This window comes from Candidatus Symbiopectobacterium endolongispinus, assembly GCF_018777385.1.
GTDB classification, from domain to species: Bacteria; Pseudomonadota; Gammaproteobacteria; order Enterobacterales; family Enterobacteriaceae; genus Symbiopectobacterium; species Symbiopectobacterium endolongispinus.
In genome coordinates this window covers 64,245-88,655 of the sequence record NZ_JAFJYB010000002.1, presented here as the reverse complement: position 1 = coordinate 88,655, position 24,411 = coordinate 64,245, and the positions used below count along the sequence as shown (strand labels likewise).

Here is a 24,411-nt window from a genome sequence, read left to right as displayed (position 1 = left end):
TGGCGACAGTAATCGACGGGCTGACATCAATTTTGTGTCTGGTAGCAGCACTGCTCATATCGCTGATGACGATCTGTCAGTTTTCCCCGAAATCAGCATTGCTGATGGCAAAACGCTGAAAGCCATTCGCGCTCAAGTGAATGATGCACAAGGAAATCCAGTGGCAAATATTGCCGTAGGGTTCAGCGCTGATAACGGCGCGGTTGTGGCGGCATCATCAGTGAACACCGATGCTCAGGGTATCGTCGAGACGACGCTTCTCAGCACGATGGCGGGCATATCTCGGGTAACTGCGGAAGTCAATCGACAGCGGACGACGAAAGAGACCGTCTTTATCGGGAACAACGCATCAGCGCAGGTCGTCGCTGTCACACCCGCATCAGGTCCTTATATTGCGGATGGCCGCACCCCGGTGATATTCAGTGCCAAAGTTGAGGACAGTAATGGGAACTTGTTGTCCAACGTGGCGGTTGATTGGCATTCATACCGGGATAGCAACCAGGTACGTTTTAGTCAGCGCCAAAGCAGCACTAATGCGGATGGGATTGCACAAACCAGCATTACCAGCACCCAGGCGTTTGCCGTCGCGGTAACTGCTTCCAGCAATGCTTCGACACACACGGCGTCTCCGATTACGTTCGATGGGGATCGCAACAATGGCACGATCGCGCTTTTGTCCAGCGATCGCCCAACGTTGGTTGCTGGTACGACCGATCGTGCTACGGTCACCATCAGGGTAGAAGATACGCAGGGTAATCCACTAGAGCGAATCAGCGTCAATTTTGACGCTGATAATCAAGCCACTATTACGCCAACTCAAGGGCAAACAGATGGGCAAGGAGGCGTCTTTGCAATCTTGACGACACTGAAGGCGGGCGCGATCCAGGTTCGAGCGACGTTGGATAATGGGCAGATGCAAACGTTGCCACTTAATGCGCTGGCTGATACGCATAATGCAACAGTGTCGTTACGTGCGGCATTCCCCACGGCCATTGCTGGAGGAAGTGGTGTGATGCTAACGGCAACGGCAGTCGATGGGCATAACAACCCGGTACCCGAGACCAGTATTGCATGGCGTAGCAGCAATAATCAGCTTAACGCAACGGTGGCACAGACGGATGGGTTGGGAAATGCTTCGGTCATGCTGTCAGGCACTCAAGCTGGCGCGACCGAGGTGACTGCAATGCTGTTTAACGGTAACAGCGATAATGCTCAGGCGCAGTTCGGATCAGGGGGCGCTGTGGCTGAACACAGTGGGTTAAATGTTCATCCGCAGTCGATAACGGCTGATGGCACAAGTGCTGCCACCGTGCAACTCACACTGAGAGACACCTTGGATAACCCGGTACTGGGTCAGACAGTGCGCTGGGCGTCGGATGAACCCAGTATTACATTTAGTGCAACGGAGTTGGGGGGGCGGCGTATATCAGGCGCTGGTCACTGGCAGGCAGGAAGTTAGCTGGACGCTGACTGCAACCAGCAACGATGTCGTCAAGCAGGCTGAGTTGGGGCTATTGGCTAACCAAAGTACAGCGCTGCTTACCTCAGTGACAGTGATCGGCACGACCACCGCTAAAGCGGACGGTATTGAGACAATCAGGTTGCGGGCGCAGGTTCAAGATCAAAATGGCAATACGGCGCTGGAAGGTGTTGCGGTGGGCTAGCAAAGTTCGCTTGGAACGTTGGCCTCTCCGCTCAGCCACACTAATCAGGAGGGGATAGCGGAAATCACACTGACTAGCACCCAGGCTGGGCAGAGTACTGTCTCCGCGGTGTTAGGTGGAGCGCAGCCCGTTACGGCTGATAGTCTGGTGACCTTCAGTGCGGGTGCGGTAGCGGCAGACAGGTCGGTGCTAATGGTAACCCCTGGCACCATCGTGACCGCGCTGGAGCAGGCCACCGTGCGGGTTGTGGCGCGGGATACTGAAGGTAATCTGCTGGGGAATCTCAGCGATCGGAGCACGTTGACCTACACGCCAGAACTGTTGATGTCTACCGGGATGTTTACTGAAGTCGCCAACGGTGTGTATATCGCTATGGTCACCGGAAATCGCGCTGGAATGACAACGATATCGGCGGTCGTTGACGGTGTCACGCTGAATCAGCAAGGTAGCCTCACAGTGAAGGCGGATAACAGCACCGCTGCTATACAGGGCGAAATAGTCGTCACTCCGACATCAGCAGTGGTGGGAGAGCGGGTGACTTACACGGCTACCTTAGTGGATGGTCACGGAAATGCACTTGGCGCCGGGATACCGGTTACCTGGAGCGCCAATGAAGGTAGCGCGTTGGACGCGCCGATGATACACACTGACGATAACGGCAGTGCCTCGGTAACGCTCACACGCATGCTGGTTGGCGCGGCGCAGGTAAGCGCCATCCTGCCGTCAGGGGCAACAGCGGCCCCGGATGTGGTGTTTAGCGCAGCAGCAGCGGATGAACCCGGTTCTCAATTAACGCTTGAACCTGCGACCATCATTGCGGGCCAGACAACGGCTACGCTGCGTCTGTTATTGCGAGACAAACACGGTAATGCATTAGCGGGACAGTCAGTCAGCGGAGTTAGCGATAACAATACGGTAAGCCTGGGCGCGAGTCATGAAGTGTCTGACGGGGATTACCGCATCACGGTGTCCGGCTAGCGCGCCGGTAACGCTTTACTGTCCGTCATGGTCAACGGTTCGGCATTTAGCGAAAGCAGAATGTTGTCCGTAACGGGTGACACTAGCAGTTGGCGTCTTTCTGAGGTTACAGCGAACACCACCTGTTTTACCGCCGGAGATGCGCAGGGCGTGACCTACAGCGCGCGAGTAACGGATGCTCATGGCAATGTGCTGGCGGGGGTGGTTGTCTCATGGCACTTGAGCGGGCAGGCAAATAGCTTTGCGCCAACGTCTCGCACCAATGAGGACGGAATTGCCACCACGCAAGTGCAGAGCCAGACAGCAGGTGTATTGCGTATGACGGTGCATCTGGATGAGGAGAACAGTCTGCAAGCCGATCCGGTGACGGTGATCACTGGAGCCATAGATGACACTCGGTCAACGTTCAGTAGTGACAGAACCATGCTGGGCTCTAACGGTATAGACGCTGCCAACCTGACCTTCATCCTTGCAGATCAATACAGTAACCCCATTTCAGGTAAGGTCGTGACGATCAGTGGCGCTGAGGCGTTAAGCGGCTTCACTATCGGCGCGGTAACGGATAATGGCAATGGTAGCTACCAGTCGCAAGCAACCTCAATGGCTAAAGGACAGGTAACGCTAACGGCCGAGGCCGACGGTATCCCAATAGGTGCCGGTATCACTATTGTCGTCGGCGCTGTGACGCCTGAACTGCGTTTTGCAAATGCGAATCAGCAGGTGGTCTTTACGTGGGATTTCACCGAGTCTCAACCTGTTGAGGGACTGCCAGATGGCATGTCGCAACAGTGGTCTAGCACCGATGAGGGGGTTGCAGTCGTTGATGGCACAACGGGGATTGTTACCCTGCTAAAATCAGGGGAAACGACAATTTCAGTGTATATGCCGGGCAATGCGCAATACAACCCAGCGCTGGGAAGCTACCGGCTGACCGTGGCAAAAGCCGATCCGCTGATCAGCGCTGGCGACGGCGATCCGATCAATGCGACCTGGTCTGACGGTAAAACCCATTCCGTTGTTGCACGATTTGGTAATCCGGATGCACAGGCCATGTTGATAGCACAGTATGGCAGCAATGATACGGGGGTGGTGACCGTTAACAGCGAGGGGATCCTTACCGCCGTGCGTCCTGGCAATACCCTGATAACGGTGAGGACGCAGGAAACGGAACAGTTCAGACCCAGTGAAGTTTCAGTAGTCTATATCCTAGATAAGGGAACGTTGAGTATCCGTTTTGCAACAGCAGAAGTGAGCACTACGGATGAAGAAGACTTTACGCTTCAGACTCCGGAGCAATCGGTGCCTTCGGACGCAGACATCCTCTGGCAATCCAGCAACAGTGGTGTAATCAATATATCTGAGGCGGGCGTTGTTCAGGGCGCCGTGAGTAAGGGCCAAACCCGTCTTACCCTCAGCGTACTGGCAAACGATTTTTATCATGCAAGTACTGGTTACCACGATGTGTTGGTATTCTCCCGCCCCTTACTGAGTGTCGGCACGGTATTCTACATCTCCCGCGGGAGCAGTAATACCAGTGGTGCCTGACTCCCGCTGTTTACTGATGACAACATGTCAGTCCCCTGGAGTGTGGATAACGCCAATGAGTTCAGTGCAACCCGGAGTGTCGAAATTTCTCTCAAAGATGCCTTTGGTGCGGTATTGGCACGACAAACCGCTGCGTCGTTGACTGGCCCCCAAATCGCGACGATTACGCCAACGGCTAATTTTTGGGGCAAAGCGGCGACGCTGTCTGTGGTGGCTCAGGGGTATGGTTCATTAAAGACGGAGTCAACCCAAAATGTGACTATTTCTTCTGCTGGCATTGCGCATGTTAAAGATTTTGCGTCAGGAGTGGCCCAGGTTGGCACCACGTATAGCGATGGTACCTACGCGTCCTACTGTAGAACAATCTGGCTAGGTAGCAATACTGACTGGCGCGGTGCGGGAGACATCTATCTGAAAGTAGGGGAATTCGGTAATAAAACGCTAATATCGCCGATGAGTATAGTCGTCTTCACTGGGATTGATGGCTTTAATGAGAGAAAAGAGACGGTGAGATTATCAAATGCGTCCGTTTCTGTGGCGCTAACGCGAGTGGGATTGATACAAGGTCCCATACTAAGAGGCTCATGCTGGGCTAATCATGAATCTTATTTTACGGCGTCTTATGAAATTATTTTTAGAGGGGTGAGTAAGCGCTTTTCTATCGTTAACAGCTCGTGGCTGGGTGGCAACAGCGCTTCCAATGCGCATGGCTATTTCTATTTTAATAGAAACTGATCGCCCATGTCAATGGGCGCCTGCGCTGTGGTATTCGTTTGTAGCGAAAAAGGGGCTGGAAAGTACCGTTATTGTCAGTGTATTTACTTTGTACTAGGCTCAAAAGGAACGAGTGACTCGTTCCTTTTGACTTATAGCGGAGGTGACCATGGGATTCTGGCGTATTGTGTTAACCATTCTTCTTCCGCCGTTGGGTGTGTTACTAGGGAAAGTGGTAGGGTTGGCGTTTTTGCTTAATATCATACTGACATTGCTGGGTTATATTCCGAGTTTGATTCACGCATTCTGGGTGCAGACCCGACCAGAAACGCTCTGATCGCCTGCATCGCGGTATTCATCAACACCACGGCGTGCCGTGGTGTTTCATTAAAGAGCATTTGCTGCTTTTAGAATAGCTGTGATGCCGATCGTTGATGTATCTGGCCTTTTTGTGCTCATCAAATGCGATTGTCATGATATCCCTCATTACTGGCATAGCGGAGAATGGTATCGTTACGCCTTCACTGCTGCTGCATTTAGCCCTGCTCAAGTCTGATGCGGTGCGGTCTGTTTTCGGGGATAAGAGATGGTTGATGTTCTGATAAAAGCGTTTTCATTTATTCTGGTTATTATCATTGGCTATCAATTAAAATGGCGTGGGGTGTTACAGCCGGAAACTGGAACGGCGCTGTCCAAGCTGATGATGAATTTTACGTTGCCAGCCGCCGTTATCACGGGTTTTGCCAGTTTTCTGGTCGATCACTCGCTGTTGATTTTGGTGGCGTTTGGGCTTGGCTGTAATCTGCTTTCTGTTGGGTATTGGCTATATGATTGGCCGCCGTCGCCCGGAAGGACTGAAAGCGTATTACATGATCAACTCGCCCGGTTATAACATTGGCTGTTTTACGTTGCCCTATGTGTAGAGTTTTCTCGGGCCAGTTGGTATTGTGGCGACGTGCCTGTTCGATGCCAGTAACTCGGTCATCTGCACTGGGGGGAACTTTGCTGCGGCGTCGGCCGCAACCGGCAGAAGCTCCGGTTGGCTTAACATTATCAAACGCTTGTTTTCATCCGTGCCGTTTGATGTCTATGTGTTCCTGATGATTGCCGCCTTGATGGGATGGCATTTGCCGCCTCAGATAACCCTGGTGGTCTCCACGCTTGGCAACGCCAACCCATTTGTGGCGATGTTGATTATCGGCATGCTGCTGGAGATCAATATCGAACGCTCGCAGTTGAAACACGTGTTAACCATCCTGCTGCTGCGCTACGGTTCGGCGGCGGCGTTTGCCTGTTTGTTCTATTTCTTCACGCCCCTGCCGCTGGAGATCCGGCAGGTGTTGGCGGTGGTGGTGTTTGCGCCGTTCTCTTCGTTATCACCGATATTTACGTCGCGCTTTAGCGGCAATTTATCCGTGGTCGCCAGCTTTGCCAACTCAGCATCGATCATGATAAGCATTGTTATCATGACCGTGCTGCTGACCAGTATGCAGCTTTAAAGTGATGGGTTGCGGCGATGGCGCTCTGCGTTATTGTCCGCACTTTCTACCCGGTTGCGGCCGAGCTGTTTGGCACGATATAGCGCAATGTCGGCGCGATTGATAAAGGTATCCAGGTTCTCATTTTCGCGGTACTGGGTGACGCCCACGCTGATGGTGATGTGGATTTTTTCTTTCTGGTATGACACTTCGGCGATTTCCACTGCGCGGCGCAGAATATCCGCCCGTTGCAGCGCATTCCCCAGCGTACAATCATCCAGTAACACCACAAACTCCTCGCCCCCCAGCGACACTCCTGATCGGAACTGCGGATCGCCTGAAGCAGAAGCTGTGCGATATTTTGCAGCACCAAATCGCCCACGCCGTGGCCGTAGGCGTCATTAACCCGTTTAAAATGGTCGATATCCAGGATCAGGATTGACATGGGTTTGCGATGAGTAAAACTCATGGCACGTAGGCGTTTGAAAAAATAATCAAACGCCTGGCGATTCATCACACCGGTCAGCTTATCCGTGGTGGCCATACGTTCGAGGCGACGTTGGTAGCAGCCGATGGTTAACCGCAACAAAAACAGAAACAGCAGACTTGCCGCCAGGCTGACGCCCAGATTTTTCATCAACGTAATCCACAGCCGATGTTCACTGGGATGGCTACGTTGTTCGATCATCAAATACCAGTCAAATTCGGGAATCAGGCGCGTATTGAGAAATACCGGACCGTCGTCGTCATATTGATAGCTGCCGCCTGGATTGGTCAAAATGGCTGTCGCGATGGCAGATAATTCTGGCTGCTGGCGGATATTTAGCGCATTGCGAAAATCATCACCGTGTAACACCACCTGACCGCTCTTGTCCGTAAAATAGATGGTTCGACGATAACGTTCCTGATATTTTTCTATCAGATGTTTGACCTTTTCAACCGAAATACCGACGCCAGCAATGCCGATAAAATTACCGTTGTAGTCTTTGACCTTGTGATTGATAAAGATATCGAGGCGGTCGCGTTTTTCCGGATCGTGCCCCACGTCAATGAGATAAGGATGCTCATCCGAAAGTTCGCGTGCCTGAAAATACCACTGATCTTCTTGAACGCTCTCTGACATGGTTTTTAAAACCCGCTGCGGATCGTAATAACGTTTGGTTTTGTCAGAAATAAAAAGGAAAAAATGGTATCGAAGCGATTATCTATTTCACGCAGATAGCGGATCATGGCTTGCGGATCGGATTCATTCTCCAACACCCAGTCGCGCACGAAGGTATCGTGCGCCATCAGCGAGGAGATAAAAATAGGGCGTAGCAGGTTCTGCTGAATTTCTGAATAGACATTGTCACTGGTGAGCGGTAGGGTATTTTCTTTGATCTCCGCCTCTAGCGATTGTTGAGCCACTTTAAAGCTGGTCCAACTGATGATCAGAAATGCGGTCAGTAGCATGACAGTGAACAACATGGCTGCTCGTGTTTTATTTAACCATACAGCGCTTGTCATTAGATCTACACGCAAAGCTGTACCCTCATAGTGTTCTGTGCGGGAGTGAAGGACGCCGCTGATTATGCATCAAGATGATAGATGAAGCTAACTGAAGTTAAGCAGTCGCCTGACAAAACGGCAAACAGGCGTGTCATTTCTGTTGCGCGTCCTCCAATGTTGCTCAAGCGAAATTCGAAAGCCATTCAATGTCATGTTTTGTAGACTAATGTCGCCTTAGGCAAGAGGGGTTGAGCGAGCAATTTATCCTGTGGTTGAATCAAGGGTTATTTAGGCACGCCATACGGGAAAGACAATCATGCCGCCGATGCTGACAAGCCAACAGCAACCAGCCACCGCCTTGTTGTTGATTAATGAAAAATCAAGGAAGGGCGACTGCGCACGCAAAGAGGCGCTGGCTCAGCTGACGGCGCAGGGACTGCGAGTGATCGTTCCCAACGCAGACCTAACGATGACCTACAGCGAATTGATCGAGCATTATGCCGATCGCGTCGATAGTGTCATCGTCGGGGGCGGCGACGGCAACCAGAACGCGGCCGCTTCGGGCTTGGTGGCTACAGGATTGCCGCTGGGAGTGCTTCCGCTGGGAGCGGCCAATGATTTTGCTCGCACGCTGGGTATCCCCTTCGATCTGAAAAGTGCCATTTCTGTTATCGTTGCTGGTCACCGTCGAGCTGTAGATTTAGGAAAGGTGAACGGTCACATGTTCTTTAACGTGTCCAGTATCGGTTTTTCTGCTGCTTTGGCGCGTGAACTGACGGCTGAATCCAAAAAACGCTGGGGAACGCTCGGCTATGCGCTGGCTGCCTGTAAGCTGTTGCGCCAAAGTCGGCCATTTCGTGCGGAAATTGTTCATGAAGGCACGGCCGAACGTGTCAGAACGATACAAATCTCAGTGGGTAACGGGCGTTTTTATGATGGCGGTAGAAGAGCGTGCCGCGCCAGATGACGGGCTGCTTGATGTCTACAGCCTTGAAGTGACCCATTGGTGGCAGATGGTTGCGCTGATCCCATTTCTACGCCGTGGTACTCAAGGGCGTTGGCGTCAGGTGCTGGCTTTTTCCACGACAGAGTTGATACTGAACACCCGGCGACCGCACGATATCAACGCGGACGGTGAGCTGATTGGCCGCACTCCGGCACATTTTACCATTGAACAGAAAGCCATTGAGGTGTTTGCTCCGCGCTGATTAGAGGCGTAAATACGCCCCTGAACGTTTGTGCGGTTTATTCCTTATTTGAAAACGCGAAAACTGGTTTCGTCATCAATATAGGTTTTCTCTCCGGCCGGTTGCTCAATGGAGCCGAACGGTAACTGCGCCCGCAGTTTCCACTGCGCGGGCAAATTCCACGCTTTTTTCACATCGTCATCAATCAGCGGGTTGTAGTGCTGTAGTGATGCACCGACGTTTTCTTGTGCCAAGGCGGTCCAGACGGCGAACTGCGCGATACCGGTGCCGTGTTCAGACCATATAGGGAAGTTGTCTGCATAAAGCGCGAACTGCTTTTGCAACGTCTCGATCACGTCAGTATCTTCAAATAACAGCACGGTCCCGGCGCCCGCAGCAAATGAGGCCAGTTTTTTTCGGTGGGCTCAAAAGCATCCGCAGGCACGATTTTTTGGAGCTGATGTTTGACGATATCCCACAGTTTCTTATGCTGCGCGCCGAACAGAATCACGACGCGAGAGCTTTGCGAGTTGAAAGATGACGGGCTCTGCTTGACTGCTGTAGTGACGATCTCGGTGATTTTCTCTTCATAAATCGGCAGATGTGAACCGATGGCGTAGATGGAACGGCGAACCTTGATAGCCTGCAAAAATGCGTTGCTCATGCGTTATTCCCCTCTAATCATTCCTCATCAGGATGTTATTTCGCAACCTTGACGTAAAATACCCATGATACTCTGGCACCCTTGGGTGACAGGTTCAAGTCTGATAACTCAATACCATAGAAGAATAGCTGCTAAGCAAAAATGTGCTCAACCTATGGGGAGGAACTAGCGCTACCGCAGCCAGATCAGTGTTCGCACACCTCACAGTGTGGACTTTTGGGTAGCGTAATCGTGCGAAACTGTGTGGTCATGGCGTCATACAATACCAACCGACCGACGGCCGGTTCGCCAAAATGCGCCAGCAGTTTGATCGCCCCCATCGCCTGTAAGGCACCAATGATACCAACCAGCGGGGACATCACCCCAGCTTCGGCGCAGGTTAACACGTTTTCACCAAAAAGTCGGCTCAGGCAGCGGTAGCATGGCTCTTGTTCACCGTAGGTAAACACGCTGATCTGGCCTTCCATGCGAATGGCGGCACCAGAAACCAGCGGCGTTTTGCTGTGAAAACAAAAGCGGTTAAGACGATCGCGTATCGCTACGTTGTCGGTGCAATCCAGTACCACCTGATGGCGGTTTACCAGCGCTTGCAAGGCTTCATCCGCCAGATCGTCGTTAATGCACTCGAATGAAATATGGGGATTAATCGCGGCCAGCTCCGTAGCGGCAGAGGTGACCTTCGCCATGTTGATACGCGCAGCACGGTGCAAAACCTGGCGTTGCAGGTTGGAAAGCGCAACAGTGTCAAAATCCAGCAGCGTCAAATGTCCTGTGCCCGCCGCTGCCAGGTACTGTGCTGCGGCACAACCCAAGCCGCCTAACCCCACCACCAGTACGCTGGCCGCTTTCAGCGCTTCCTGTCCATCGAAATCGAAGCCTTTCAGCATAATCTGGCGGTTGTAGAGCAGCATTTCGCTGTGGCTCAGCGCATCCTCACTCTCTGGTGCTTCGGGAGCGGTTGTTGACATGATCCTCTCCCAGCAGCGCATTGAAGGGTTCGATCTCAACCCACTCTCCGGCGGCTACCGCACCGCGCTCGGCTTCCAATACGATAAAGCAGTTGCCAAGGCTGAATGAGCTGAAGATGTGCGAGCCCTGATGGCCCGTGGCCCTGACTTCCAACTCACCGTGATCGTTTCGGCTAACAATACCGCGTTGAAAATCGAGGCGGCCGGGGGTTTTCTTCAACGCCGAGGCCGCTTTTACTCGCTGGCGCGGCGGGAAGTGCCACTGGCTGTGGCCTGAAAGCTGCGCGATGAGCGGTTGCACCAATTGATAGAATGTGGCGGAAGCAGAGACCGGATTACCGGGCAGGCCGCAGAACCAGGCCTGACGCAGTTTGCCGAAGGCGAACGGCTTGCCGGGCTTGATCGCCAACTTCCAAAAATGGATGTTACCAATATCGTCCAGAATATGTTTGGTATAATCGGCTTCTCCCACAGAAACGCCGCCGCTGCTGATGACCAAATCGGCCTCACTGTCGGCGCGTTGAAACGCGTCGCGCAGGGCTACCGGATCGTCGCAGATGATGCCGAGATCGAGAATATCGCAGCCCAGTTTTTCCAGCATCAGGCGTGCCGCAAAACGGTTGGTGTCGTAAATTTGCCCTGCCTGTAATGGCTGACCGATACGCTGTAACTCATCGCCAGTAGAAAATAGGGCCACGCGCAGACGGCGTATCACGGTGACATCAGCCACGCCCAGCGATGCCAGCAGCGGCAAACGGGCTGGCCCCAATGCGCGGCCCGCCGCGCTGAATGTCTTCCCCTACCAGACGGATATTTTGCCCCACCTTCACCGGATGCGTGAAACGCACGCCGTTAGCCTCTGCTTCGGCGTATTCCTGCATGATAACCGCCTCTGTCCCCGGCGGAACCGGTGCGCCGGTCATGATGCGGATACAACTTCCTGCGGGCCAGTCACCAACGAACGGGTTACCGGCAAAGGCTTTCCCAGCCACGGGCAGTAGTGCATCACCCTGTGCCAGATCGGCCATGCGTACGGCATAGCCATCCATCGCGGCATTGGCAAATGCGGGCACGTCGAGAGGGGAGGTAATATCGGTGGCGGTAATGCGGACGGCAGCCTGTTCAAGAGAGACGATTTCGGTCTGCGCCAGCGGTGAAACCAGCGCCAGCATACGTTGCAGCGCTTGCTCAAGCGCGAGTAAACCTGAGGTAAATGCTTCCATGATGACTCCATTCGCCGACGTCTTTGCGTCGGGAGATCGGGCAAAACGCGATGCGGTGCACTGGGATTACGCCAGCAAAGTGAACGCTATTATGTCAGAGAACACCCAGCGGGTGAATGTGACAACGTCAAGGTTATGGCAGGAAAGCGTATCATCAGGGAGTAGCACCCTTTAAGTCTCATGAGGTATAGACGGATTGATTATGTGCTGTAACGCAATGTTATAAGAGACATATTTTATTCATTGCACGGCAGTTTTATGCTAAATTTCCCTCAGTGTGCTAAATAAAACTAAAACCGTTTTTCAAACGAACTGATTCCGTTACACGTTAAACAAGGAGAGAAACCGTTCATGATATCCCATGCGCCCGTGCGTGAAGCGGCTGATACTACACTGATTCTGCCGGAACAGCAGATTCTGTCAGTGCGGTCACTCGGCGTGCGTTTTCACGCGCAGCGGGAGCCGGTATCGGTGATCCACGATCTCTCGTTGACGGTTGCTCGCGGTGAGACGTTGGCGATTGTCGGTGAATCTGGCTCTGGAAAATCGGTCACAGCGTTAGCGATCATGCGTTTGATCGAGCAGGCCGGGGGTGATATTCATCACGGTGAGATTATGTTTCGCCGCCGTAACGGCCATATTCTGGATGTCACAACTGCCAGCCAGCGTGAGATGCGTCGTTTACGCGGTGCGGACATGGCGATGGTATTCCAGGAGCCAATGACCTCGCTCAATCCGGTGTTTCCAGTTGGAGAGCAGATTGCCGAGTCCATCCGTTTGCACCAGGGTATGTCTGCGCGGGATGCGAAGGCAGAAACGTTGCGCATGCTCGATCTGGTCAGAATTCCAGAAGCGAAAAGCGTGCTGGGTCGTTATCCACACCAGCTTTCCGGCGGTATGCGTCAGCGTATCATGATCGCCATGGCGCTCTCTTGTAAACCAACATTGCTGATAGCCGATGAACCGACCACCGCGTTGGACGTCACTATTCAGGCACAGATTTTACAACTGATTCAGCTATTGCAGCGCGAAATGGCGATGGCCGTGATTTTCATCACCCATGATATGGGGGTGTTAGCGGAAGTGGCCGATCGCGTGCTGGTGATGAATAACGGCCACTGTGTTGAAACCGCGGGCGTGAGCGAAATATTTGCCACGCCACAGCATGTGTATACCCGTGCATTGCTGGCGGCCGTACCGACGTTAGGAGAGATGCGCGGGCGTAGTGAACCGGCACCGTTTTCACTGCATCTCACCGACGCCCAGGGGCAGGCGATTGCCCCGCAAGCCGTAGTCGGCGGGGCATCGGCGAGCCTACCCGAACCGTCGATGCCCGTGTTGCAGGTGCGCGATCTGGTCACGCGATTTCCGCTGCGCCGGGGAATACTCAATCGCGTTACCCATCAGGTACATGCGGTGGAGCACATCAGTTTCGATCTTTATCCAGGTGAGACGTTGTCGCTGGTCGGGGAGTCCGGCTGTGGAAAATCGACGGCAGCACGCGCCTTGCTGCAACTGGTGCCGGGCCAGCGCGGCACTATCACCTTCGCCGGTGAGCGCATTGAAGGTCTGGGTAGCGAGGCGCTGCACCGGATACGCCGCAATATTCAACTGATTTTTCAGGACCCGTATGCATCGCTGGATCCCCGTCTGACGGTGGGGTTCTCGATCATGGAGCCGCTGTTGGTCCACAAGGTGATGGATAAGCAGGCTGCTGAAGTGCGGGTGGCGCAACTGCTCAAGCGGGTGGGGCTGTTGCCAGAACATGCCGGACGCTACCCGCATGAGTTTTCTGGCGGGCAGCGGCAACGCATATGCATTGCGCGCGCACTGGCGCTAAACCCCAAAGTGGTGATCGCCGATGAGGCGGTGTCAGCGCTGGATGTCTCTATCCGTGCACAAATCGTCAACCTGATGATGGAATTGCAGCAGGAATACGGTATCGCTTTCCTGTTTATTTCTCACGATATGGCGGTAGTGGAGCGCATCAGTCACCGTGTTGCTGTGATGTATTTGGGACAGATTGTGGAAATCGGCCCGCGTCAGGCGGTGTTTGAGAATCCTCAACATCCTTATACCCGTAAACTGATGGCAGCAGTACCGATCGCCGATCCGGGCCGCCGCCATCACCGCCATGCACTGCTGGCGGATGATATACCCAGCCCTGTTCGGGCGCTGGGCGATGAACCAACGATCGTACCGCTGATTGAGGTGGGTGAACGGCACTATGTGGCCCACCATGCGATTGCGGGCGCTTATTGAAAGAGGATACAGGGAGATACGACCACAATGACACTTTTGACTCGCGTTAATCTGCTCACTGCCAAACGGGCGGGGGCGCTGGCAGTGGCGGCAGCCTTGATGGCGTCTGCACCTGCCTGGGCGGTGAAAGATGCTGTAATTGCCGTGGCATCCAACTTCACCACGCTCGATCCCTATGATGCCAACGACACCTTGTCGCAAACGGTAGATAAATCGTTCTATCAGGGGCTGTTTGGTTTCGATAAGGACATGAAGTTAGTCAACGTGCTGGCCGAAGGCTATCAGGTCAGCGACGATAACCTGACCTATACCATCAAACTGCATACCGGTGTGAAATTTCATGACGGCACCGATTTCAATGCACAGGCGGTGAAGGTGAACTTCGATCGTGCCAGCAATCCGGAAAATCGCCTAAAACGTTATAACCTGTTCAAGGTGATTGCCAAAACGGAAGTGGTGGATCCGCAGACGGTGAAAATCGTGCTGAAACAGCCGTTCTCGGCCTTTATTAACAACCTGGCACACCCTGCGGCGGTGATTATTTCGCCTGCCGCGTTGCAGCAATATGGCAAGGAGATTGGTTTTCACCCGGTGGGCACCGGCCCTTACAAGTTTGTCACCTGGAACCAGACGGACTATGTGAAAGTGGAGAAATTCTCGGGTTATTGGCGTGCGGGGCTGCCCAAGCTCGACAGTATTACCTGGCGTCCGGTGGTGGATAACAACACGCGTGCCTCGCTGCTCCAGACGGGGGAAGCGCAGTTCGCTTTCCCGGTGCCGTTTGAGCAAGCCAAGGTGCTGGAGAAAAATGACCAATTGGCGGTGGTGATATCGCCCTCTATTTTGCACCATTATCTTAGCTTTAACGTCACACAAAAGCCGTTTGACAATATCAAGGTGCGGCAGGCGATTAACTACGCCATCAACAAAGACGCGCTGATCAAGGTAGCATTCTCCGGTTACGCGGTTCCGTCACAGGGACCTTTACCAAAGAGCATCGATTTTGCCCAGCAGTATCAACCGTGGCCTTATGATCCGGCAAAAGCGCGTGAACTGTTGAAAGAAGCGGGCTACCCGGAAGGATTTACGACCACACTGTGGGCATCGCATAACCACAGTACGGCGCAGAAAGTGCTGCAATTTACCCAGCAGCAGCTGGAGCAGGTAGGGATTAAAGTGCAGGTTACGGCGATGGATGCCGGGCAGCGTGCCGCCGAAGTGGAAGGCAAAGGCGTGAAGGAAACCGGTGTGCGCCTGTTCTACACCGGCTGGTCTGCCTCAACTGGGGAAGCCGATTGGGCGCTGACGCCGCTGTTTGCCACGGCGTCCTGGCCGCCGGCGCTGTTTAATACGGCATTTTACAGCAGCGAGCAAGTGGATGCCGATCTGGCGAATGCGTTGAAGACCACCGATCGCGCGCAGAAGGAAAAACTGTACAAAGACGCGCAGGACAAAATCTGGGCGGATGCTCCTTGGGCGTTTTTGTTGACGGAACAGCTGGTTTCAGCTAACAACAAGAAACTGAGCGGGTTCTACGTGATGCCTGATACCGCATTCAGTTTTGATGAGGCTGATTTAGCGCAATAAGTGATGCAGGTTTTTTCTCAGCCGCGTGATAGACGCGGCTGAGAACCTGGTAATTTCCGTGTTGCCGCCGCGTGTAAAACAGGGGGGCAGAGAACGCCATGCCAGACAATGAAACAAGAAGGATAATCATGTTGTTATGCTGAATTACTTCCTCAAACGGCTGCTGGGCATGATCCCTACCTTGCTGATTGTGCTGGTCGTGGTGTTTATGTTTATACACCTGCTGCCAGGCGATCCTGCGCGCCTGATGGCTGGGCGTGAGGCTGATGCTGCCGTGATTGCCATGGTTCGACAGGATTTAGGTCTGGATAGACCGCTCTACGAACAATTCCGGCGCTTTTTTACTCATGTGTTGCAAGGAGATCTGGGCACCTCGATGGCCTCTAAACGCCCGGTCGCCAATGAGATTGCCATCCGCTTTCTGCCGACTCTTTGGCTTACCTTAACCAGCATGGTGTGGGCGGTGATCTTCGGCATGAGCATCGGCATGATTTCCGCTATCTGGCGCAATCGCTGGCCTGACCGTCTGGGGATGACGCTGGCGGTATCCGGCCTGTCATTTCCATCGTTTGCGTTGGGGATGCTGTTGATGCAGGTGTTTTCCGTTGAACTGGGCTGGTTACCTACCGTCGGCGCGGAGAGCTGGCGTCACTATGTGTTGCCCTCAATCACCCTCGGCGCTGCCGTTGCCGCTGTGATGGCGCGTTTCATGCGTGCATCCTTTGCCGATGTGCTGCAAGAAGATTACATGCGCACCGCACGCGCTAAAGGTGTCCGTGAATTTTTGGTCATCACCAAACATGGTTTGCGCAACGCGCTGATCCCGGTGGTGACGATGATGGGGCTTCAGTTTGGCTTTTTGCTGGGCGGGTCTATCGTAGTGGAAAAAGTGTTCAACTGGCCGGGGTTAGGCCGGTTGTTAGTGGACGCGGTGGAGATGCGCGATTATCCCGTAATCCAAGGATTAGTGCTGTTATTCTCACTGGAGTTTATTGTAATTAACCTGCTGGTGGATGTGCTTTATGCGGCAATCAACCCGTCAATTCGCTATCGATAAGGAACCGCGATGAAACATTGGCGACGCAAGGCCGTGCTGGCAACGCTGCCGCTGCTGCGGGAAACTACCATCCGCACTCCGTTCGGTGAGTTTTGGCGACGCTTTTTGTTGCAGCGCACGGCAGTGATGGCGGGCGTCTTTGTGTTGTTACTGATTGCCGTGGCGCTGCTTGCGCCTTATCTGGCTCCGTTCGATGCGGAAAATTATTTCGATTATGACCGTTTGAACGAGGGACCCTCTTCGCTGCATTGGCTCGGCGTTGATGCGCTGGGTCGCGATATCTTCAGCCGTATTCTGCTCGGCGCGCGTATTTCGCTGGCGGCAGGCATCTTGTCCGTGGTGGTGGGTATGATCATCGGTACGTTGCTGGGGCTGGTGGCCGGTTACTATGAAGGGAGTTGGGATCGGCTGATTATGCGCTTGTGTGACGTGCTGTTTGCCTTTCCGGGCATTCTGCTGGCGATTGCCGTGGTGGCGGTGATGGGCAGCGGTATGGCCAATGTGATTGTCGCCGTGGCGATTTTCAGCATTCCGGCCTTTGCGCGTCTGGTGCGTGGTAATACCTTGGTGTTGAAACAGCAAACGTACGTGGAATCGGCGCGTAGCCTCGGCGCATCTGACCGCACCATTTTGTTGCGCCATATTCTTCCCGGCACCTTTTCGTCGATTGTGGTCTATTTTTCGATGCGTGTGGGCATGTCGATCATTACGGCGGCTAGCCTCTCTTTTCTTGGCCTCGGGGCGCAGCCGCCGACGCCGGAGTGGGGGGCGATGCTCAATGATGCGCGGGCTGATATGGTAATGACACCGCATGTGGCGTTGTTTCCCAGTCTGGCGATTTTCCTGACCGTGCTGGCGTTTAATTTGCTAGGGGATGGTTTGCGCGATGCGCTCGACCCTAAATTACGCCCGTAGCTCAACACAAATAAAAACGGCCCCATTATCGGGGCCGTTGTGTTTCAGGTGGCAGAAACGCTTAGAATGAGGTGCGCTTATAGCTGCGGTATTGCGGTTGCCAGAAGTTGTGCGTAATGGCCTTCGCCAGCGTATCGCTGGAGGTCACTTCTGCTACACCATGCAACTGCGCGGCTTTTGCTACGTCCATCGCGATACAGCGAGACACATCCTGGATGTCTTTCAGGTCAGGCAACAAGGCACCTTCACCGTTGTTGGCAAGCGGTGAACAGTCTGCCAATGCGCGGCTGGCGGCCATCAGCATGCCATCGGTAATGCGTTTGGCACCACAAGCCAACACGCCTAAGCCAATACCGGGGAAGATACAGGAGTTGTTGCATTGGGCAATCGGGAACAGCGTGTCCTTGTGCTTAACCGGCGCAAACGTACTTCCGGTTGCGACCAGTGCGGCACCGTCGGTCCAGCGGATAATATCTTCCGGACGCGCTTCCACGCGGGAGGTTGGGTTGGAAAGCGGCATCACGATAGGACGTGCGCAGTGGGTGTGCATTTCGCGAATGATCTCTTCCGTGAACAGACCCGGCTGACCAGAAACGCCAATCAGGATAGTCGGCTTGGCGTTGCGCACCACTTCCAGCAGTGAGATAGCGTCACTGGCAACGTCCCACTCGCTCAGCAATTCACTCTTCTGCACCAGCTTGCTCTGGAAATCGAACAGGTTCGGCAGTTTGTCGGTCAGCAGACCGAAGCGATCCACCATAAACACGCGGGCACGCGCTTTTTCTTCGCTCAGACCTTCAGATTTCATCTGCGCGATAATTTGCTCGGCGATACCGCAACCGGCGGAACCGGCACCCAGGAAGGTGACCGTCTGATCGCGCAGTTGTGTGCCAGCAGCACGGCTGGCGGCAATCAGGCTGCCCAACGCCACGGCGGCGGTGCCTTGAATGTCGTCGTTAAAGCAGCAGATTTCATCGCGGTAACGGTTTAACAGCGGCGTGGCATTGCTTTGCGCAAAGTCTTCAAATTGCAGCAACACGTTCGGCCAGCGGCGTTTTACTGCCTGAATAAATTCTTCCACGAAGGCATCGTACTCTTCGCCGGTAATGCGTGGGTGGCGCCAGCCCATATAGAGTGGATCGTTCAGGCGCTGCGGGTTGTTGGTGCCCACATCCAGCACGACGGGCAAGGTATAAGCCGGGCTGATGCCGCCACAGGCGGTGTAGGGCGACAGTTTACCGATAGGGATCCCCATGCCACCGATGCCCTGGTCGCCCAGGCCAAGGGTACGCTCACCGTCGGTGACCACGATCACCTTCACGTTCTGCTTGGTGGCGTTTTGCAGCATGTCATCGATGTTTTCACGGTTCTGATAGGAGATAAACAAGCCGCGAGCACGACGGTAAATATCTGAGAAGTGTTCGCACGCCTGACCGACCGTTGCGGTGTAGATGATCGGCATCATTTCGGTCAGGTGTGCGTCCAACAGGCGGTAAAACAGCGTCTCGTTAGTATCCTGAATGTTACGCAGGTAGACGTGCTTCCCCATATCATTTTTGAATTCCTGATACTGACGCCAGGCGCGTTTTGCCTGTTCTTCAATGGTCTCCACGGCTTCAGGTAACAGGCCATGCAGGTTGAAGTTGGCACGCTCTTCATTGGTGAAGGCGCTACCTTTGTTCAGCAAAGGGAATTCCAACAGAATGGGGCCAGCATAAGGGATGTAGAGGGCGCGTTTGCTTTAGTATTCTAATTCCATGACTTTTCTTACTATTCGGGTAACAGAAACGAATTTAGGTAATGACACGACATGGCAGCGCGGATCTTAAATTACCCAAAAAATATGTACAGAAAATGTTAATTAAAATAGTTACACATGACTTGCGTCACAACATTTTGTCAATGCTCACCGGTTCATCCATCATTTTTGTGCGCTGTATCAGTCGATAAAGTGCTGCTGTACGTCGGTACACCCGGCTTCCGCCAGAATAATTTGCAACATCACACTGACTGATGGTGGTATTGCGCGGCTCAACCAGTGCCGCGAGGCGCACCCTGTGAATATCTTCACCGACCAGATTCATCAGGTTCAATGCCACCTGAAGCGGCGGCAGGCTGGGGTTGAACGCGGCATTCTCTGCGTAGCGCCCGGTATACACTGTGCCGCGATCGGTTTCCAGCGCGACGCCGCTCAGCGCATTGCTGTAAGGCGCATGGCTACGGTTTGCGGCGTCCAACGCGGTCTGCGCCAGCAGATCGGCATCGAGCAGGGTGCGTCCGTGATTGACCGGGTCCATCAACAGCGTGGTGATATTCAGATTCTGCGGTCCAAAGGCGTCGGGTAAATAGTGATGTAACTGCGCGGGTTCGCGCCCCGGCAGGTGTATATGCAGCGTGTTCGCCCGATTCAGTTCATTCATAAACTGACGGCAGTGCCCGCAGGGCGTGTAGTTCACCGTGATACTGGTCAAACCTAGCTCCTGGCGCAGCCAGGCATGGGCTATGGCGCTCTGCTCCGCGTGCAGCGTTTGTTGTAACGGCACGGCAGTGAACTCCATGTTGGCACCAAAGTAGAGGTTGCCACTTTCGCCCTGAGCAACGGCACCCACCTGAAATTGAGAAATATGGGCAATGGCGCAGGCAGCCGCAATGGGGAGTAAGGCGTAGGCTAACGTCTCTGGCGTCAGATCGCATTGGGTACAAAGGGTCGTTACGTCGTCAGCAAGCAACATCCCGACAAAGTCAGGACGTTCAAGTATTGGTAGCAAGGCGTGTTGCAGTGTGTCAGAAAGTTGTGCAAAAGGGGCGTGATATCGTGTATGCATAGCGATGTACTCTTTTTGCCATTATTGTTTGTTGTCAGGGTAAAAAGGTAGCCTATCAATAAATCGTGATCATTATCTCGTCGAACGTGAACTTATTGAAATTAAGATGCATTCTGCGCGATATATCTCAAATTATCGAGCAGAATGCAACGGCGCGGCGATTATCGCGCCGTCTGCATCATCTGTGTCGCTAGTGAAACAGTTGTACCAGCAGCGGAAAGATAAAAGGCGCAATCAGCGAGGTCATGATACCGCAAATCACCAATGCTAATGAGCTGAACGCCCCTTCCTGAAAATCGATCTCGACGCAACGGGTCGTGCCCAGCGCGTGTGACGCTGTCCCCATTGCGAGCCCGCGCGCTGCCTTGGTGCGAATACCCACACGATTAAACAGGGTGTGTCCGAAGACCGCACCAAGGATGCCGACAAAAATCACACAGACCGCGCTGATGGCGGGAATACCGCCGATGGTGCTTGCGACTGCCATGGCGATGGGCGTGGTTACCGATTTAGGCAGCACCGATGCGGCGATCTCGGGCGTGGCACCAAGCCACAGCGCAATGAGCGTACCGGAAATAATGGCCGCCATACTGCCGGTAAAGCAGACGCTGATGATGGATTTCCAACGCGCACGGATCTGATGAAGCTGTTCATAGAGCGGAAACGCCAACGCCACCACGGCGGGCTGCAACAGATCGTTCAGCACTTTACTGCCTGCGAAGTAGTTTTCGTAAGGGATATTGAGCAGCAGTAATACCGGGATCAGGATAGCCATCGACACCAGCAGTGGGTTTAGCAGTGGCATTTTGCATTTTATCGCCAACTTGCGCGCCGCGAAGAAGGTCAGCAAGGTCAGGGGTAATGACCACCAGATGTTGGACAACATTATTTTTTCCCTTCCTCATCGGGTGTTTCGTGCGTGGTGATGATGTGTTCGCGTTGCATCAACTGCGTGCAAAAACCGACGACCAGCATTACCACCAGCGTACTGATAAGACAGGACACCACGATGGGGCCAAACTGCTTGCTCAGCAGATCATAGTAATTCATGACGCCCACGCCGATAGGCACAAACAGCAGCGCCATGTAGCGAATCATCAAATGGCAGCCGGGCTTTACCCAAGGCGCAGGAAGGATCTGCGAAGCCAGCAGAGCAAAGAGGATAAGCATACCGATAATGCTGCCGGGAATAGTCAGCGGGAGTAACGCGGATATCGCATTACCTGCGAACAGACACAGATAAATAAGTGCGAAAGCGCGTAAATACTGCCCGCAAAGGATTGTCGTATTACGCATGGGAAGTTCCTGATAAGTTGAGGCAATTATCATAGCGCTAATCAATTTGGTGTGCCACAGATCACAGGTTTTTCCGCTGACTTTCCCCGCCGTTATTGAAACAATTCAGGCCGATGTACGGCGTCACGCAGTGCGCGGGTCAAGCGTGTTAAGGCCTGTTGAGAGATAATATAGGGCGGCATAACATACAGCAGCTTACCAAAAGGCCGGATCCATACACCGCGCTCGACAAAAAAAGCGCTGCACTCGCGCCACGTTCACAGGTCGTGTGGTTTCCAGTACGCCAATCGCGCCCAGAACGCGCACGTCCTCCACCAACGCGGCATCCAGTAATGGCAGTAATTCAGCGCGCAATTGGCGCTCAATTGCCATCACCTGTGGCTGCCATTCCCCGTCTGCCAGCAGTTCAAGACTGGCATTGGCGGCGGCACAGGCCAATGGGTTAGCCATAAAAGTCGGGCCATGCATAAAACAACCCGCTTCGCCGTTGCTGATGGTGTCGGCGACGTTACGCGTGGTCAAGGTGGCTGACCGCGTCAGGTATCCTCCGGTCAGCGCTTTACCCAGACAGAGAATGTCGGGGGCGATATCGGCATGTTCACAGGCAAACAGCGTCCCCGTGCGGCCAAATCCGGTCGCTATTTCGTCTGCTATCAGTAAGATACCGTGGTTATCGCACAACTCGCGCACGCGCTTGAGGTAGGTGGGGTGGTAGATACGCATTCCGCCTGCGCCCTGAACCACCGGTTCAAGGATAACGGCGGCGATATCATGACGGTGCGTTTCCAGCATATCGCGTAGCGTCTGGATATCAGATTCATACCACTCGCCATCAAAGCGGCTGCGTGGTGCATCGGCAAACAGGTGTTCAGGCAGATATCCCTGATAGAGGCTGTGCATGGCATTGTGCGGGTCACACACCGACATCGCACCAAAGGTGTCGCCATAATAGCCGTGGCGCAGGGTCAAAAAGTGCGCCCGACGCTCGCCGCGCGCCTGCCAATATTGCAGCGCCATTTTGAGCGCCACTTCTACGGCCACCGAACCGGAATCGGCCAGAAACACACACTCCAACGGCGCAGGCGTAATAGTGACCAGCCGTTAGCATAGCGCGATGGCTTGAGGGTGCGTAATGCCGCCAAACATCACATGCGACATTTGAGCTATTTGCTGCCGCAAGGCCTGGTTCATACGCTGGTGGTTATAGCCGTGGATCGCCGCCCACCAGGAAGACATGCCATCCACAAGTTCTCGCCAATCGTCCAGTTGCAGGTGATACCCGTGTGCCGCTACCACCGGATAACAGGGAAGGGGGGTGTCATTTAGGTGTAAGGATGCCAGATATGGCGTTGATCAAATTCCAGGTCTGCGTTCGAAAGCAACATTATTAATAAACCGTTTTGTAAACTAAATTAACACTCATATGGTTGACGGTATAGCGTTGTCATTTACACTTACGCCACATTTTCATGCCGCACTGGCGGCATGGCACCCTGTCGAACAAAGAGGCCAACCATATGGCAGAACGTATTCATTGGACGCTGGGGCAAGCGCAACAACTGTTTGATAAACCGTTTTTAGAGTTGATGTTTGAGGCGCAGCAGGTGCATCGTCAGCATTTCGATCCGCGTCAGGTGCAGGTCAGCACGCTGCTCTCCATCAAAACTGGCGCCTGCCCGGAGGATTGCAAATATTGCCCGCAGAGTGCGCGTTATCGCACCGGGCTGGAAGCGGAGCGATTGATGCAGGTCGAGCAGGTGCTGGATTCCGCGCGTCAGGCTAAAGCGGCAGGCTCAACCCGTTTCTGTATGGGAGCCGCCTGGAAAAATCCCCATGAGCGCGATATGCCTTATCTGGAACAGATGGTGAAAGACGTCAAGGAAATGGGGATGGAAACCTGCATGACGTTAGGCGCTTTACACGGCGATCAGGCGGAACGATTGGCTGACGCCGGGCTGGATTTCTATAACCATAACCTAGACACCTAGCCGGAGTTCTACGGCAACATCACCACCACCCGTACCTATCAGGAACGACTGGATACGCTTGACAAAGTGCGCCACGCGGGAATTAAAGTCTGCTCAGGCGGCATTGTCGGATTAGGCGAAACGGTGCGCGATCGTGCAGGATTGTTGGTGCAACTGGCAAACCTGCCGACGCCGCCGGAAAGCGTGCCGATCAATATGCTGGTGAAAGTAAAAGGTACGCCGCTGGAAAATAACGACGACGTTGAACCTTTCGATTTTATCCGCACTATCGCCGTCGCTCGCATCATGATGCCCACCTCCCACGTGCGCCTGTCTGCGGGTCGCGAACAGATGAGCGAGCAGACCCAGGCCATGTGTTTTATGGCTGGTGCCAACTCCATTTTTTATGGCTGCAAGCTGCTGATCACCCCCAATCCGAAAGAAGACAAGGATTTGATCCTGTTTCGCAAACTGAGTCTCAATCCTCAGCAAACGGAAACGGAGGCCGGTGACAACCAACAGCAGATGCGGCTGGCGCAGCAGGTGCTGGAAGCCGATACTGAACAGTTCTATAACGCTGCCGTGTAACACTT

The 24,411-nt window shown here is 53.8% G+C and carries 16 protein-coding genes and 8 pseudogenes; 15 read left to right on the top strand and 9 right to left on the bottom strand.

The genetic code is table 11. The annotated features are described in order from the left end of the window. The first annotated feature begins 34 nt into the window (after positions 1-34). The 8 genes and pseudogenes from JZM30_RS07005 (at position 35) to JZM30_RS06970 (ending at position 6,400) form a co-directional block, all read left to right on the top strand. Complete coding sequence (locus tag JZM30_RS07005) at positions 35-1,459, top strand: Ig-like domain-containing protein (RefSeq protein ID WP_252318153.1); 1,425 nt, start codon at positions 35-37, stop codon at positions 1,457-1,459. After that, positions 1,398-1,664, top strand: a complete 267-nt coding sequence (locus tag JZM30_RS07000; protein ID WP_252318152.1) for a hypothetical protein — start codon at positions 1,398-1,400, stop codon at positions 1,662-1,664. Before JZM30_RS07005 ends, JZM30_RS07000 begins: the two co-directional genes overlap by 62 nt. Positions 1,665-1,682: 18 nt before the next feature. After that, on the top strand, positions 1,683-2,642 hold the full coding sequence (locus JZM30_RS06995) for an Ig-like domain-containing protein (RefSeq protein ID WP_252318151.1): 960 nt from the start codon (positions 1,683-1,685) through the stop codon (positions 2,640-2,642). Between the two features lie 27 nt (positions 2,643-2,669). Beyond that, positions 2,670-3,233, top strand: a pseudogene (locus JZM30_RS24645) (Ig-like domain-containing protein); the annotation flags it as partial. A gap of 996 nt (positions 3,234-4,229) precedes the next feature. After that, a complete protein-coding gene (locus tag JZM30_RS06985; protein ID WP_252318148.1) occupies positions 4,230-4,922 on the top strand; it encodes a hypothetical protein in 693 nt (230 codons plus the stop codon). A gap of 148 nt (positions 4,923-5,070) precedes the next feature. After that, positions 5,071-5,238, top strand: coding sequence for a YqaE/Pmp3 family membrane protein (locus JZM30_RS06980; RefSeq protein ID WP_252318147.1), 168 nt, complete (start codon positions 5,071-5,073; stop codon positions 5,236-5,238). Positions 5,239-5,487: 249 nt separating this feature from the next. Beyond that, positions 5,488-5,793, top strand: coding sequence for an AEC family transporter (locus JZM30_RS06975; RefSeq protein WP_252318145.1), 306 nt, complete (start codon positions 5,488-5,490; stop codon positions 5,791-5,793). 55 nt (positions 5,794-5,848) lie between these two features. After that, entirely contained in the window at positions 5,849-6,400 is a 552-nt protein-coding gene (locus JZM30_RS06970) for an AEC family transporter (RefSeq protein WP_252318143.1), read from the top strand. Here JZM30_RS06970 and JZM30_RS06965 read toward each other — a convergent pair. After that, positions 6,397-7,900, bottom strand: a pseudogene (locus tag JZM30_RS06965) (sensor domain-containing diguanylate cyclase). The gene JZM30_RS06970 and the pseudogene JZM30_RS06965 overlap by 4 nt on opposite strands. A 292-nt stretch (positions 7,901-8,192) precedes the next feature. Between JZM30_RS06965 and JZM30_RS06960 the strand changes: the two are divergent. Next, positions 8,193-9,075 (top strand): annotated as a pseudogene (locus JZM30_RS06960) (lipid kinase). Between the two features lie 44 nt (positions 9,076-9,119). Here JZM30_RS06960 and JZM30_RS06955 read toward each other — a convergent pair. The 3 genes and pseudogenes from JZM30_RS06955 to moeA form a co-directional block, all read right to left on the bottom strand. Beyond that, positions 9,120-9,718: pseudogene (locus tag JZM30_RS06955) on the bottom strand (nitroreductase family protein). A gap of 185 nt (positions 9,719-9,903) precedes the next feature. After that, positions 9,904-10,686, bottom strand: coding sequence for a molybdopterin-synthase adenylyltransferase MoeB (gene moeB, locus JZM30_RS06950; protein ID WP_252318142.1), 783 nt, complete (start codon positions 10,684-10,686; stop codon positions 9,904-9,906). Beyond that, positions 10,652-11,909, bottom strand: a pseudogene (moeA, locus tag JZM30_RS06945) (molybdopterin molybdotransferase MoeA). The gene moeB and the pseudogene moeA overlap by 35 nt, the downstream one beginning before the upstream one ends. Between moeA and JZM30_RS06940 the strand changes: the two are divergent. From JZM30_RS06940 to gsiD, 5 genes are all read left to right on the top strand, one after another. Continuing rightward, the gene (locus JZM30_RS06940) at positions 11,908-12,084 is read left to right on the top strand and encodes a hypothetical protein (protein WP_252318141.1); all 177 of its coding nucleotides are present in this window, start codon (positions 11,908-11,910) and stop codon (positions 12,082-12,084) included. The pseudogene moeA and the gene JZM30_RS06940 overlap by 2 nt on opposite strands. A 179-nt stretch (positions 12,085-12,263) precedes the next feature. Beyond that, the gene (locus JZM30_RS06935) at positions 12,264-14,171 is read left to right on the top strand and encodes a dipeptide ABC transporter ATP-binding protein (protein WP_438801491.1); all 1,908 of its coding nucleotides are present in this window, start codon (positions 12,264-12,266) and stop codon (positions 14,169-14,171) included. Between the two features lie 27 nt (positions 14,172-14,198). Further along, the gene (gene gsiB / locus JZM30_RS06930; RefSeq protein WP_286673513.1) at positions 14,199-15,758 is read left to right on the top strand and encodes a glutathione ABC transporter substrate-binding protein GsiB; all 1,560 of its coding nucleotides are present in this window, start codon (positions 14,199-14,201) and stop codon (positions 15,756-15,758) included. Between the two features lie 136 nt (positions 15,759-15,894). Beyond that, positions 15,895-16,815 (top strand): glutathione ABC transporter permease GsiC, encoded by a 921-nt coding sequence (gene gsiC / locus JZM30_RS06925; protein ID WP_252318139.1) that lies wholly within the window; start codon positions 15,895-15,897, stop codon positions 16,813-16,815. Between the two features lie 9 nt (positions 16,816-16,824). Continuing rightward, positions 16,825-17,730 (top strand): glutathione ABC transporter permease GsiD, encoded by a 906-nt coding sequence (gsiD, locus tag JZM30_RS06920; RefSeq protein ID WP_252318138.1) that lies wholly within the window; start codon positions 16,825-16,827, stop codon positions 17,728-17,730. Between the two features lie 61 nt (positions 17,731-17,791). On the opposite strand, the gene JZM30_RS06915 is transcribed toward gsiD, so the two are convergent. The 5 genes and pseudogenes from JZM30_RS06915 to bioA form a co-directional block, all read right to left on the bottom strand. Continuing rightward, positions 17,792-19,453: an NAD-dependent malic enzyme gene (locus tag JZM30_RS06915; protein ID WP_252318773.1), complete on the bottom strand. Its 1,662-nt coding sequence runs from the start codon at positions 19,451-19,453 to the stop codon at positions 17,792-17,794. 216 nt (positions 19,454-19,669) lie between these two features. Continuing rightward, positions 19,670-20,555 (bottom strand): annotated as a pseudogene (gene cdd / locus JZM30_RS06910) (cytidine deaminase). Between the two features lie 190 nt (positions 20,556-20,745). Then, the gene (locus JZM30_RS06905) at positions 20,746-21,441 is read right to left on the bottom strand and encodes a CidB/LrgB family autolysis modulator (RefSeq protein WP_252318137.1); all 696 of its coding nucleotides are present in this window, start codon (positions 21,439-21,441) and stop codon (positions 20,746-20,748) included. After that, positions 21,441-21,851, bottom strand: a complete 411-nt coding sequence (locus JZM30_RS06900; protein WP_252318136.1) for a CidA/LrgA family protein — start codon at positions 21,849-21,851, stop codon at positions 21,441-21,443. Before JZM30_RS06900 ends, JZM30_RS06905 begins: the two co-directional genes overlap by 1 nt. Positions 21,852-21,943: 92 nt before the next feature. Continuing rightward, positions 21,944-23,236, bottom strand: a pseudogene (gene bioA, locus JZM30_RS06895) (adenosylmethionine--8-amino-7-oxononanoate transaminase). A gap of 132 nt (positions 23,237-23,368) precedes the next feature. Here bioA and bioB point away from each other — a divergent pair. After that, positions 23,369-24,406, top strand: a pseudogene (gene bioB / locus JZM30_RS06890) (biotin synthase BioB). Positions 24,407-24,411: the final 5 nt, after the last annotated feature.